Origin of the sequence: Pseudomonas brassicacearum subsp. brassicacearum (assembly GCF_008801605.1) — a bacterium.
Lineage (GTDB): Bacteria > Pseudomonadota > Gammaproteobacteria > Pseudomonadales > Pseudomonadaceae > Aquipseudomonas > Aquipseudomonas brassicacearum.
The window spans coordinates 326,830-339,849 of record NZ_VZPJ01000001.1; the positions used below are offsets into that span (position 1 = coordinate 326,830).

At 61.7% G+C, this 13,020-nt stretch carries 13 protein-coding genes; 4 read left to right on the plus strand and 9 right to left on the minus strand.

Translation table 11 applies throughout. The features are described 5' to 3' along the window. The first annotated feature begins 72 nt into the window (after positions 1-72). The 4 genes from F7R20_RS01420 to F7R20_RS01430 all read left to right on the plus strand — a co-directional run bounded on the left by F7R20_RS01420 (position 73) and on the right by F7R20_RS01430 (position 3,594). Positions 73-861: an SDR family NAD(P)-dependent oxidoreductase gene (locus F7R20_RS01420; protein ID WP_003200827.1), complete on the plus strand. Its 789-nt coding sequence runs from the start codon at positions 73-75 to the stop codon at positions 859-861. Between the two features lie 99 nt (positions 862-960). Further along, entirely contained in the window at positions 961-1,992 is a 1,032-nt protein-coding gene (locus F7R20_RS01425) for an NADP-dependent oxidoreductase (RefSeq protein ID WP_003200825.1), read from the plus strand. 61 nt (positions 1,993-2,053) lie between these two features. Beyond that, entirely contained in the window at positions 2,054-2,212 is a 159-nt protein-coding gene (locus F7R20_RS31545) for a hypothetical protein (protein ID WP_003200823.1), read from the plus strand. 143 nt (positions 2,213-2,355) lie between these two features. Beyond that, positions 2,356-3,594, plus strand: coding sequence for a DUF2599 domain-containing protein (locus tag F7R20_RS01430; RefSeq protein WP_003200821.1), 1,239 nt, complete (start codon positions 2,356-2,358; stop codon positions 3,592-3,594). A gap of 55 nt (positions 3,595-3,649) precedes the next feature. Here the strand turns inward: F7R20_RS01430 and F7R20_RS01435 are convergent, their stop codons facing one another. From F7R20_RS01435 to F7R20_RS01475, 9 genes are all read right to left on the minus strand, one after another. Continuing rightward, complete coding sequence (locus F7R20_RS01435) at positions 3,650-5,260, minus strand: gamma-glutamyltransferase family protein (protein ID WP_003200819.1); 1,611 nt, start codon at positions 5,258-5,260, stop codon at positions 3,650-3,652. A gap of 42 nt (positions 5,261-5,302) precedes the next feature. Beyond that, entirely contained in the window at positions 5,303-6,082 is a 780-nt protein-coding gene (locus F7R20_RS01440) for an amino acid ABC transporter ATP-binding protein (RefSeq protein WP_003200817.1), read from the minus strand. Positions 6,083-6,084: 2 nt separating this feature from the next. Continuing rightward, positions 6,085-6,861, minus strand: coding sequence for an amino acid ABC transporter permease (locus F7R20_RS01445; RefSeq protein WP_003200814.1), 777 nt, complete (start codon positions 6,859-6,861; stop codon positions 6,085-6,087). 12 nt (positions 6,862-6,873) lie between these two features. Next, positions 6,874-7,680 (minus strand): ABC transporter substrate-binding protein, encoded by an 807-nt coding sequence (locus F7R20_RS01450; RefSeq protein WP_003200812.1) that lies wholly within the window; start codon positions 7,678-7,680, stop codon positions 6,874-6,876. A gap of 76 nt (positions 7,681-7,756) precedes the next feature. Further along, positions 7,757-8,425: a GntR family transcriptional regulator gene (locus F7R20_RS01455; protein ID WP_003200810.1), complete on the minus strand. Its 669-nt coding sequence runs from the start codon at positions 8,423-8,425 to the stop codon at positions 7,757-7,759. Positions 8,426-8,663: 238 nt separating this feature from the next. Further along, positions 8,664-9,605: a helix-turn-helix domain-containing protein gene (locus F7R20_RS01460; protein WP_003200808.1), complete on the minus strand. Its 942-nt coding sequence runs from the start codon at positions 9,603-9,605 to the stop codon at positions 8,664-8,666. 172 nt (positions 9,606-9,777) lie between these two features. Continuing rightward, the gene (locus F7R20_RS01465; RefSeq protein WP_003200807.1) at positions 9,778-10,542 is read right to left on the minus strand and encodes a 2-keto-4-pentenoate hydratase; all 765 of its coding nucleotides are present in this window, start codon (positions 10,540-10,542) and stop codon (positions 9,778-9,780) included. Next, positions 10,539-12,146, minus strand: coding sequence for a bifunctional 3-(3-hydroxy-phenyl)propionate/3-hydroxycinnamic acid hydroxylase (locus tag F7R20_RS01470; RefSeq protein WP_003200804.1), 1,608 nt, complete (start codon positions 12,144-12,146; stop codon positions 10,539-10,541). The genes F7R20_RS01465 and F7R20_RS01470 overlap by 4 nt, the downstream gene beginning before the upstream one ends. A gap of 2 nt (positions 12,147-12,148) precedes the next feature. After that, entirely contained in the window at positions 12,149-13,012 is an 864-nt protein-coding gene (locus tag F7R20_RS01475; protein WP_003200803.1) for an alpha/beta fold hydrolase, read from the minus strand. Positions 13,013-13,020 lie beyond the last annotated feature (8 nt).

Genomic DNA, 13,020 nt, shown 5'->3' on the forward strand with positions numbered 1-13,020 from the left:
GGCCAGACCCGACCGCGCGCCTGAACAACAGCGCGCGACTCGCTCATCAATACCTTGAAGAAGAGAATCTCCATGGACACTCGCACAACTGTTCTCATCACTGGCGCCTCCACCGGTATTGGCGCTGTCTATGCCCAGCGCTTTGCGCAACGTGGACACGATCTCGTCCTGGTGGCCCGCGACAGCGCGCGCCTGGAAGCGCTGGCCGCCAAGCTGCGCAGCGAACACAACGTTGCCGTCGATATTCTCCAGGCCGACCTGACCCAGATCGGCGACCTGACAACCGTCGAAGCCCGGCTGCGCGATGACGCCAACATCGGCATCCTGGTCAATAACGCCGGCGCCGCCCAATCCGGGACCTTCATCGAACAGTCGACCGACAGTGTCGCGCACCTGGTGTCGCTCAATACCACCGCGCTGGTCCGGCTGGCCAGCGCCATCGCCCCACGCCTGGTCAAAGCGGGTGACGGCGCGATCATCAACATCGGCTCCGTCGTTGGCCTGGCACCGGAGTTCGGTATGTCGGTCTACGGCGCGACCAAGGCGTTCGTGCTGTTTCTCTCCCAGGGACTCAGCCTGGAGCTGTCTCCGAAAGGCGTCTACGTACAAGCCGTCCTGCCAGCGGCCACCCGTACCGAGATCTGGGAACGCGCGGGCATCGATATCAACACCCTGAATGAAGTCATGGAAGTCGGTGACCTGGTCGATGCCGCGCTGGTCGGTTTTGATCGTCGCGAGCCGGTGACCATCCCGCCCTTGCATGAAGAAGCACGCTGGGATGCCTTGCAGGCCGCGCGTCAAGGCCTGCTCGGGCAAATCCGGCAGTCCCATGTTGCCGAACGCTATCAAGACCCGGCGTGATCATTGTTTAGCGGGCGCCGGCGCGAAGGACAGCGCCGGTATTTCCGGATGCCGGGCCGGGCGATCACTGCGCCGCATCCCTTATGAGAGCAAAGCACCATGAAGGCATTTTTAATCGACCGCTACGGCAAGCACAGTGGCCGTATCGGCGAGCTACCGGCCCCTGACGTGGGTGACCATGACGTTCTGGTCCGCGTGCAGGCCGCCAGCGTCAATCTGCTGGATTCAAAGATCAGCAAAGGCGAATTCAAACTGATCCTGCCCTACTCATTTCCCTTGGCATTGGGTCATGACTTGGCGGGGGTCGTGGTCCGCGTGGGATCCCGTGTCGAGCAATTCAAGGCGGGCGATGAAGTCTATGCCCGCGCCCCGGATGGGCATATCGGCACCTTCGCCGAGCAGATTTCAGTGAACGAAAATGCCCTGGCCGTGAAACCGGCAAACATCAGCATGGAAGAAGCCGCCGCCCTGCCCTTGGTCGCCCTGACCGCCTGGCAGGTACTGGTTGAAACCGCCCGATTGAAGAAAGGCCAAAAGGTCTTCATCCAGGCCGGCTCAGGTGGCGTCGGCACCCTCGCCATCCAGCTTGCCAAGCACCTCGGCGCCTTCGTTGCGACCACTACCAGCACCGCCAATGTGCCGTGGGTCAAAGCCCTGGGCGCGGACGTTGTCATCGATTACAAGCAACAGGATTTCGCCAACGTTCTGCAGGACTATGACGTCGTGTTGAACAGCCTGGGCGCCGATGAGCTGGAGAAATCGCTGAAGATCCTGAAACCTGGCGGCCAGCTCATCTCCATCTCAGGACCACCCACCCCACAGTTCGCCCGGGCCCAGGGATTTTCCTGGGTGCTGAGACTGATCATGGGCCTGTTGAGCAGCGGTATACGCCGCAAGGCCCGCCAAAAAGGTGTGAGCTACGCCTTCGTGTTCATGCGTGCCAGCGGTTCTCAACTGCGTGAAATCACCACGCTCGTCGAGTCCGGCAGTATCAAGCCGGTGCTTGACCGATCCTTCCCCTTCGAGGCGACAGCCGATGCCTTGAGCTATGTCGAACAAGGACGATCGAAGGGCAAGGTCGTCATCAAGATTCACTCGGGAATGGCTCCTGGAGGAAAGGCGTTGATTTGACCTGCGGGAATCGGTTGACTACCTTGAAACTCACCCATCTCGTTCGACAAGGAGTGTCGACATGTGCGCAGCTGCTCGTGCGTTTTTTACCCCGCCCCTGGCGTTCCATGCGGTAGCTGCCCAGTCGCCGCATGATCCGCTGAAGCCCCGCATCAACCCCAACTACAACATCCACCAGGAACTCGATGCTGCGGCCGGTTGCCATTCGCTCTCGCGTTGAGTTGCCCTCGCCCATAACACCGCCGATGCCCGCGACAGGTTCAATGAAACCCGTCGGCCGGGCGCCACGAACCCTTCTGTTTTCTCTTTCCCCGGCATGGAATGCCGTGCCGGCTACTGGTTCCACCACAAGGAAGTCACGTCATGAAGACACGTTTGAACAGGATCACGCCACTGCTCGTCCTCCCATTGTTCTGGCAAACGACAGCAGCCAATGCCGAGTCGTGCGAAGAGACGCTGAAACGGGTGGAGGGGTTGTACAACAACACCGTCGACAGTTGCCGGCAAGACCCGGCCTCGGATTGTTCGGGATTGCTGATCAGGGGCACTCACCGCGCCAATCCGGCGAAGGGCGAGAAATGGGATGTCTGGAATCCAAGCCCGAAAGCGAAGGAGCTGGGCACCTTTGCCGCCTCCTGGATGCGGGTCGATGGCATCAGCTATGAAGATCCTGGCATGAGCACCCAGAACGGCTACATCATCACGCCGATCGACCAGGTACGTGAACCGGAAACCCCGGTGCACATCTACTGCGCATTTCCGAACGATGCCTGGACCGACTTTCGCGATGACCGAGGCTGCGGCAACAACAAAAACACCGCCCAGACAGAGGCGGTCTGCCAGGCCATGGCGCCGCCTATCCTCAACGCCAATGCCTGGGTCGCGCATTTCACCCGGTTCAACAACGACCGCAGGCAAGACCAGTTGCAATGTGGTTTCAATATGCGCAACCCCATGAGCAGCCGGGAACGGGTCGACGCGTTTCGAAACTTCATGGGCGCCCGGCAAGTCATCAATACCCGCGAGTTTCAAACCCAGACCGAACTGCGCCTGGGTAACCCGAAAGACGATGCACTGCCGATCCTGGCGTTTTTCTACAGCGATCAACGTGGCCTGAACGATGCATTGGCCAACCAACGGGACTACAAGGACAAGACCGGCAAGGATCGCAACGTCATCAAGATCGACTTCCCCAGGACGCCGGGCAGCAAGGCCACGTTCTCCTGCACCCGAACCACGCCACCACCCACGCAACAATTCTGTGACCGCTACATCGAATCCAGCACTTGGGTAAAACGTCCTGATCCGAAGCTTGGGCCCGACACCTGGTCGCTCCAGGTCGTGCCCACGGCCTGTGGTCGCGCGATCAAGGATGACCAGACCGACAGGATGTTTGCCGAGCTGTACAACAAGCACAAAGACGACGGGCAATGGCGGCAATACAGCGTCTACGGTGGGTCCCTCCGCCGGCAATTGGTGTGTCATCTGGCGGCAACCTTCGATGGCAAACCCGTCAGGGACAAACCCGAGTGGAACCTTGAGCCGGCACGTCCTTACGTCGACCAGGCCAGGGCTGTCGCACAGTACTGCAATCCTTACTGAGGCTTGAGCGGCAAACGCGACCTGCCGACACTCCAGGCGTCGGCGGATCGCGCATTTACCAAACAGCAATATGCGAATCCGCCCGGGGTTCGGTACCACCACACAGCACCCCGCTGACCGGGTCGCGCAGGATGATCTGGCCGCGGCCATAGTCGGTCAGGTCGCTGGCGATCTGAACCTCATGCCCCCGTCGAACCAAGGCATTGGCCAGGTCCCGTGAGGCCCCGTGCTCGATCCCGACTTTCATCCCACCCAGCCATTGCCAGCGCGGTGCATCCAGCGCCGCTTGCGGGTTCAGGCCGAAATCCACCAGGTTCATGACCATCTGCACATGCCCCTGGGGCTGCATGTAGCCGCCCATCACGCCGAAGGGACCGAGGGCCTCGCCATTGCGGGTGAGGAAACCGGGAATGATGGTATGGAAGGTCTTCTTGCCTGGGGCCAGGCAGTTGGCGTGGGTCGAATCGAGGCTGAATTCCTGCCCTCGATTCTGCAAGGCAATACCGCTGTCGGGCAGCACCACACCGGAGCCAAACCCGTGGTAGTTGCTCTGGATGAACGAGACCATATTGCCCTCCCCATCCGCGGTCGCCAGGTACACCGTGCCGCTGGCGTGGGGGTCGCCGGGCGCGGGCGGTTGGGCCTGTTCGCCGATCTGTCGACGACGGTGGGCACTGTAGTCATCGCTGAGCAGGTCAGCCACCGCCACGCGCATGTGCAAAGGATCGGTGATGTAGTGCAGGCCGTCGCTGTAGGCCAGCTTCATCGCTTCCAGTTGGCGATGCCAGGTCTGTTGGCTGTCACGGTGATCGAAGTCGAAACCTTCCAGAATCTTCAACGCCATCAAGGCCACCAGGCCCTGCCCGCTTGGCGGGATTTCCCAGACATCCACGCCTCGGTAATTGACGTGGATGGGGTCCACCCATTGGGCACGATAATCCTTGAGGTCCGAGGCCCGCAGATAGCCGCCGCTGGCCCGGGAATGGGCGTCCAGGCGCTCGGCCAACGCGCCGCGATACAGGCTCTCGCAGCGGGTATCGGCCAATTCCTGAAGGGTGCGCGCCTGGGCCGGGTTGCGAAAAACCTCCCCGGCCTGTGGTGCCTGGCCATCGATCAGGAAAGTATCGAACCAGGCCTCGAGGACGGCATCCCGATGGGGCGTGAACTCGTTCACCGCAACCTGCCATTGATGGGCAACCACCGGCGACAGCGCAAAGCCCTCCCGCGCCAGGCTGATCGCCGGTTGCAGCAGCTCGGCAAAGGGCAGCTTGCCAAAGCGTCGGGACAACTCGGCCCAGGCCGACGGGCAGCCCGGGACGGTCACCGGTGTCCAGCCATAGAGCGGCATCTGCCCGTGGCCGGCGGCCTTGACCGCCTCTATGCTCAAGGCGGCCGGCGCATGGCCGTTGCCGTTGAGGCCGTGCAACTGGCCCTTGCACCAGACCAGCGCGAAGGCGTCACCGCCAATGCCACAACCGGTGGGTTCGACCACCGTCAGTGCGGCTGCCGTGGCGATGGCGGCGTCGATGGCATTGCCGCCCTTTTGCATGATCTCGATGCCCGCCTGAGCAGCCAGGGGCTGGGACGCGGCGACCATGCCCCGACGGGCGAAAACGCTCTGGCGTTGCGACGGATAAGGGTATTGGTGGGCAGAAAATTTCAGCATGGCGGAGGCTCTTCGATACAGGAATTCAGTGGCCGGGAAAAGTCATAACACGCGACTGAGAAAAGCCCGGGTACGAGGATGAATGGGGTGACAGAAAATCTGCTCCGGCGGCCCCTGCTCGATGAGCTCGCCCTGGTCCAGGACCACCACACGGTCGGCCACTTCCCGGGCAAAGCCCATTTCATGGGTCACCACGACCATGGTCATCCCCTCCTCGGCCAACTCCTTCATCACTTGCAACACCTCGCCGACAGTCTCCGGGTCGAGGGCGCTGGTGGGTTCGTCGAACAGCATGGCCTGGGGTTTCATCGCCAGGGCCCGGGCGATCGCCACCCGCTGTTGCTGGCCGCCGGAAAGCATCGACGGGTAGTGATCGGCCTTGTCCGCCAGGCCGACCCGCTCCAGCAGGCCGCGGGCCTGCTCCAGCGCTGCGGTGCGAGTCACGCCAAGCACCTGGATCGGCGCCTCGATGATGTTCTCCAGGGCCGTCATGTGAGGAAACAGGTTGAAGCGCTGGAAGACCATGCCGATGTCCCGCCGCTGACGGGCGATGTTGCGCTCCGACTCACGCACCAGGCTGCCGTCGGCCCGCTCGCGATAGCCCATGGCCCGGCCGTTGACGCGGATCCGCCCGCCCTGGATGTCCTCCAGCAGGTTGATGCAACGTATGAAGGTGGTCTTGCCGGAGCCCGAAGCGCCGATCAGCACCACCACTTCGCCGCGCCGCACTTGCAGGGAGATGCCCTTGAGAATCTGCAGCTCGCCGAAGGACTTGTGGACATCCAGCGCCTCGATAATCAGCTCTTCGCTTTTATGCGCCATGGTTAACGTGCCCTCAGCAGGTTCAGGGTGCTGCGACCGAACATCCGCGTCGAAGCCGGCGGCGGTGACGAGGGCCGGTCCGACTGACCGAAACGGGCTTCCAGCCAGCGCTGGAAAAAGCCCCACAGCGTGGTCAGCAACAAGAAGTAGATCGCCACCACCAGATACAGTTCGAACACCCGGAACGTCGCCGACGTGACCATCTGGGTACTGAGCAACAATTCCTGTACGCCGATCACGCTGACCAGCGTGGTGTTCTTGAGCATCACGTTGAACTCGTTGCCCAGCGGCGGCACGATGACCCGGAACGCCTGGGGCAGGACAATGCGGCGCATCAGTTTGGCGAAGGTCATGCCCAGCGAGCGCCCGGCCTCGTATTGGCCCTTGTCCACCGCACCGATGCCGGCGCGGATGATCTCGGCCATGTAGGCCCCCTCGTTGAGACCCAGGGCAATGATCGCCGCCTGGATATTGCCAGGGATTACCAGCCCAAAGAGGTCGATGTCTTCGAAGCGGAAAATCCCGCCAGCGGCCAGCGCGGTATAGAGAAAGACGATCTGCACCAGCAACGGCGTGCCGCGCATCAGCCACACGTAAAAGCGCACTGGCAAATGCAGCAACGGGTTCCTCGACAACCGCAACAGCGCGGCGGCCAGCCCGAGGGCACAGCCCAGCAGCATCGCCAGCACACTGATCAGGCAGGTCAGCCAGAGCCCGGTGAGGTACACCCCACTGGGCTGCAACAGGTACTGCCAGAACACATCCCAATTGAAATTCATCGGTGGTTCACCTCAATCAAGCGTGTCACTGGCGACATGCCATTTGCCCAGCAGTTGGCTGTAGCTGCCGTCGCTGCGCATATCGCCGATGACCTGCTGCACGGCGGCGGTCAGTTGCGGGTCGTCCTTGCGAATGCCCAGGCCGGTGAGAATCCGGCTGAAGGCTGGCACGCCCTCCTCGAACAGATCGGGCGCCATGGCGGCGTAATAACCGGCGGTTTCCACGGTGGTGCCGTAGGCGTCGACCTGGCTGATGCGCAGAGCCTGGAAGGCATCGGTGTCGGAGTTGTAGACCACCAGTTTCATAGGCGGCTTGCCGGCCTTGGCCAGGGTCTCGCTCTCGGCGTCGAGCAGGGTCTTGATGGTGGAACCGTTAAGTACCGCGACCTTGTCTGCGGAGAGATCCGCCAGCGTCTTGAGGCCCTTTGGATTGCCCTTGGGCACCACCACCGCCTGGCTGGAATACATGTAGTTGACGATGTCGATCACCTCGCGGCGCTCGGGCTTGTCAAACAGTTGGTCGACGATCATGTCGCACTGTCGAGCCAGCAACGCGGGGAGCAGCCCGGAAAAGGGAATGACCCGCCATTCCACCTTCTTGTCGCCCAGGCGCTTGGCGATTTCCAGCCCCAGGTCCACGGTCAGTCCCTTGGGTTTCTGCGCCTCATCGAAGGACACCAGCGGCGGCGAATCCATGCCCGAGCAGTAGACGAGTTTATCGACCTTGAGCAAACGCTCCGGGACAACGGGCGCGGCAACCGCCCACTGTGCACAGAAACCCAAGGATAAAGCGGCAACCAACAGGCGAGGCTTATGCATGACCAGACACTCCAGTTCAGTAAGTAACGGGCAGTACTCAAAGTCAGAACACGGGCAGGCTCGGAGCCCGCTCTCGTTATTTTTTCGATTGCAGGAACTCGATCAATTCAGGGACGGTGCCTTCGATGTGCGCACGCACCACCGCCTCGGCCTTGTCGGCGTCGCCCGCACGCAGGGCATCGAGGATCAGCATGTGCTCCTGGCGCGCACTCAGGGGCTTTTCCACATGCTGCAGCCACAGGCGCATGGGCGCTTCGATCAGGGAATAGAGCGCGCTGATCTGCTTGAGCAATCGCGGACGACCGCTGAGGCTGCACAGGTACTCATGGAACGCGCGATGGCGGCTGACCCACTCGGCGCTTTCCTCGCGGTAATCGTCCATCTCGTCCAGCAGTCGCTCCAAGGCAGCCAACTGGCGCTCGCCAATTCTGGCTGTCGCGACACGGACTGCCAGGCCTTCCAGGGCGCTGCGCATCTCGAAGACTTCGTGCAACTCATCGATGTCCAGGCCGCTGACAATCGCCCCGCGATTGGGTCGCAGGGTCACCAGCCCCTGGGCATCCAGACGGCGAAAGGCTTCGCGCACCGGCATCCGGCTCATGCCGATTTCGTTGGCGATGTCCTCGGCAATCAGCCGGTCGCCCTTGCGTAACCGACCGCCACAAATGGCATCGAGCAGGAAGTTGTAGGCCTCTTCCTCGGCAGTCATCGGCGGACGTTCAGCGTAAGTCGGGGCAAATTGCATGGCAGCACCTTTTGAATTTTTGTATCCAATTATCCATGGATTCAAAAAAGCAGAATGCGTGCCAAGCTCACGAATAATCGTGCAAGTGTTTGATTTGAAGGAATTTTCAGAGGAAAACCACTGCCAGCCTTAAAGCCCTGCCATAGGCTTGGCCGCACACCTGTGCTACCAAACAGCTCAGTGGCTGCCCTTTATGTGTGCAGGATGACGCTTCGGTAACACCGCAGGCGGCAGCCCATCATGCAGGTGCCCTGGGTGTATCTGAGGGTGACTCGCCAAACAGCGCCCGGTAATGGGCCGCAAAATGACTCAGGTGGAAAAACCCCATCGCCACGGCGATTTCACTGACGTTCAATGCCGCCGCACGGGTCGTGATCAAACGCCGGCGCACGGCATTGAGCCGCAGGTTGCGCAGGTACTCCACCGGACGCATCCCGGTGACCGCCTGGAAACTGTTCTGCAGGGTCCTGCGACTCACCCGCAATTGCTCGCACAAGTCGAGGATGCTCAAGGGCACCTCTGCGCTGGTGACGACCAGCTCCTGGCAACGCTTGACCAGATAGGCACTGACGGCAAAATTGCCGCGCCGGCCACGCACCTCGTCCGAAGCGTGACTGAACAAGTCGAGAAAGGCGTTGAGCAGCACGTCCTCGAGGATTTTTTCCGAGGCCGGATTGACCGCGTCCGCCTGTTCCAGAAGCTGACGAAACAGTGGGTGGATCCTTTGCTGCACGCGGCGCAGCACCGCCTCATCCACGCTGACCTGGGACACGCTTTGCAGGCGCTTGAGCTGTTCGCTCGACAGTTCGTAGGCCGCCAGCTTGGCGAACCGCACCGTGTCGACATTGGCCGCAAAGAAGTGCATGCCCTCCGGGGCGTGCAAGACGAAGTCCTCGCCATCGCGCAATAGCACGACACTGTGGGCGCCCACCTGGTGCCCCTGGACCACCGGCGCGCCGCCCAGCGACATGGCAATGCACAAACGCCCTTTTGGCGCGCAACCGCGCTGCACTACACGTTTATCCAGCACCTCCTGGAAGATCTGGAAACGATCGGCGCACACCTGCCGCAGCTCGCTGGAAAGGCAGCCACGCCCGAGTTGGTCATAGACCTGTTGCCAGCCCAGGATCGAACCGGCGTGTTGCTGAGGATCATTGAAGGTACGGACTTCGGCGAACATGATCATTGTTCCTCGGTGGTGCTGTGCTTAACCCTGGTGCTGATATCCAAAGAGGTCGATAAACCTGTGGCGAGGGAGCTTGCTCCCGCTTGAGCGCGAAGCGCTCACAAAACAGGTCTGCTGCGTAGCCCAGCGGGAGCAAGCTCCCCCGCCACGGACTCGTGAACCGTTCTTATTGTCGGAAAACCAAAGCCAGTTCCGTGCCAAGCATGTGCAAACGATATTCGCCTGCCCTGACGTCCATCGGCGCCAACAACGCCCCGGACAGCACCACCTGCCCCGCTTCAACGCGCTGCCCGTCGGCCAGCAACCGCCGGACCAGCCAACACAGATTCGCCAGAGGTGTGTCCTCGCGCGCCAGGACGTTACCTTCACCACAGGACACGCCGTCATGCACCAGGCGATAGTTCACTTCGGGCAGTCGATCCGGATCGAACCCCACCCTGGCCCCGAGGCAATACAGCCCCGCGGCGGCATTGTCGGCAAGAAACGCTCCGACACCGAAACGCCAGCCCTGCCAGCGACAATCGGCAATTTCGAATGCCGGCGCGACCTCGGAAATGGCGGCGAGGATGTCCTCGTCACTGTAGAAATCTGGCACCAGCGTGCGCCCCAGGACAAACGCCAGCTCGATCTCCAGCTTGGGCTGGATCAGCCGTGCCAGGGGCACCGTGCTGCCGGGTTCCACAGCCATGGCATCGGTCAGCGCGCCCAATACCGGTTCATCAATACCGAAACGGTCCTGGGCGGCGCGGCCGGCGAAGGCCACTTTCCACCCGGTCAACCGCTCACCAGCGGCCTGGCGCCGGCGCAGCGCCTCGCGTTGCAAGGTATAGCCCGCCGACAGGTCGAGGGCCTGAGGTTCCAACGAAGGCAAGGCGTGTACGACCTGCGCAGCATCGTGGAGCCGGATCAGGAAATCATCCTCACGCTTCATGAGAGTTGCTCCGCCAGTTTGCGCAAAACGCCTTCGAGCCGCTCGGGTGTGGTGATCGCGGCAACGAACCGATCTGGCCGCACCACCACAACGCAGTCACGCACCTTGGCAAACCATTCGCCCAAGCGATTATCGATGTCCTCGACGCAAATGGCGCCGCTGGCGGACAAGGGTTGATTACGCCCCACGCCACTGCGCGAGCGATTGATCTGGATGAAGCGCGTCTCCCAGCGCGCCCACCAGGCGGCGGTTTGCTCGCTGAGCTGTTCGCTCGGATTGACCCGATACCCCAGCACCGCATAGGAATGCCCCAGTACATCGTCCAGGCGCCGGCGCTGACCCTGGGCGTCCTCGACAGACGGCTGGATGAACAACTGCCCGACCAGATCATCCTCATGCAGCTCGGCACGCTCGTGATGCACCAGGCCTTTGGTGATGGTCGCCTTGGGTTTGAACTTGAATTCCAGCAAGTGCGAGCGAAGGTTGTCGACGCTGTTGACGGCCTGGAACAACCAGTCCCGCACACCGGCCATCAACGGGTTGGTCAGCCCCAGCACCGCGCCCATGTTGTCGGCCAACGCGATGAGATCGGTCGCGTGCCCACGGCGCTCCTGGTCGTAACTGGCAAGAATCGTCGGCGACGCCCGCCCTTGAAGGATCGCGGCGAGTTTCCAGGTGACGTTGGCGACATCACGCAGGCCCGAATTGAGCCCCTGCCCGGCCCAGGGCGGGGAAATATGCGCCGCATCCCCCACCAAGGCCACACGGCCCTGGACAAAGCGCGCCGCGACCCGAGAGTTATGGGTGTAGGCGCGGATCCGGATGATTTCCAGTTGATCGACCGCATCGCCGATATGCCCACGGATCAAGTCCCGGATCGTCGTCTCTTCGCACATCCGGGTCTCGTCTTCGCCCTCCAGGAGCATGAACTCCCAGCGCCGCTGCTGATACGGCAAGTAGATGCAGACGAAAGGTCGCTGAGGGTCGGCATGCAGGGCGGTATACGGTGCATCCAGGGTGTCGTTGGCCGTGTCGATCACCACCCATTTGCGCGGATGGGTCAGCCCCAGCAGCTCGATGCCGAGTTTCTTGCGCACGCTGGAACGTCCACCATCGGCGCCGATCACGTACTGCGCCTGCAATTGATAGAGCTCGCCCTGGGCATCGCGCACCTGCAAGGTCACGCCCTCGGCATCCTGCTCCAGATCGAGCATTTCATGGCCCTGGCGCAACTCGACACTGGCGTACTTGCCCAACTGCTCGCGCAACGTCGTTTCCAGCAACTGTTGCATGAAGATGTTGCGCATCGGCCAGCCATAGTTTGCCGTGCTCGGCTTGACCTCGGCAAAACACACGCCTCGCGCATTGTAGTAACGCAAGGGCACGTTGCAGATCATGTCGCGCGCGGCCAGTTCGGCGATGCCGATGCCCTGCAACACACGCAGGGCCTCGTCATCCATGCCCACCGCACGCGGATACGGCAGGACGCCGTCAGCCAACTCAAGGACGATGCAGTCGATGCCGTACAGCCCCATGTAATGAGCGGCCGTGATCCCGTTGGGGCCGCCGCCCACGATGACAACCTGGGTTTTCTCCTGCTTCATCGCTATTCACCGCTTTGTTGTTGTGGTTGTAGGCACTGGTCATACAAATAGTCCATGACGACAAGGTTGAACATTTCGCTCTGGTCATCATGCACATAATGGCTGGCGTCGGCGATTTCCTCTGTGCGCACCCACTTACTGGCCTGCTTGATCGACTCAAGGGTCGCCAAGGGCAGGAAATCGGAACGGGCGCCACGAATGAACAGCGTCGGGCAATCCAGCGCCCGTACCGCCGGCCACAGGTCGGTCGGGGTAATACTCAGGCGCGCCTGGGCAATACCTTGCTGGTCGTGACGCCATTCGATTCCAGCCAGGGTTTCCTTCATGGAATACATCAACCTGGAAGCCAGCCCCTCCTGAGAGAGGCCAGGTCGCGCTTGCAGCCAGAACTGGGCGGCACTCTCCCAGTCAGGAAACAACAGCGGTGTCTGGCTCATCTCGCGCCGAATGCGCTCGGCGCCGTCACCGCTGACCGAAGAACCAGGGCCGATGTCCTCGATCACCAACGCTTGCAGTCGTCCCGGATTGAGCCGCGCATACTCCAGTGCATTGGTGCCGCCAAGGGAATGCCCCACCAGGACGAAACGCTGCAGTTCCAGATGCGCCACCAGATCTTCAAGATCGTTGACATAGGCCTCGGTCCGGTAACTGGAGGCATCCGCCCAGTCACTGTGGCCACGACCACGCTGGTCAAGGGCATAGCAGCAGTACCGCTCGCCCAACGCATTGACCAGGCCATCCCAGGTCTGGGCATAGGAGCGCAGCCCGTGGAGCAGCACCACCGCAATGCCCGACGGATTGCCCCAGGACAGATAATGCAGGCGTAGCCCCGATCGATTGGTGAAGAACTGGCTGTTTGCAGACATTCGTTTGC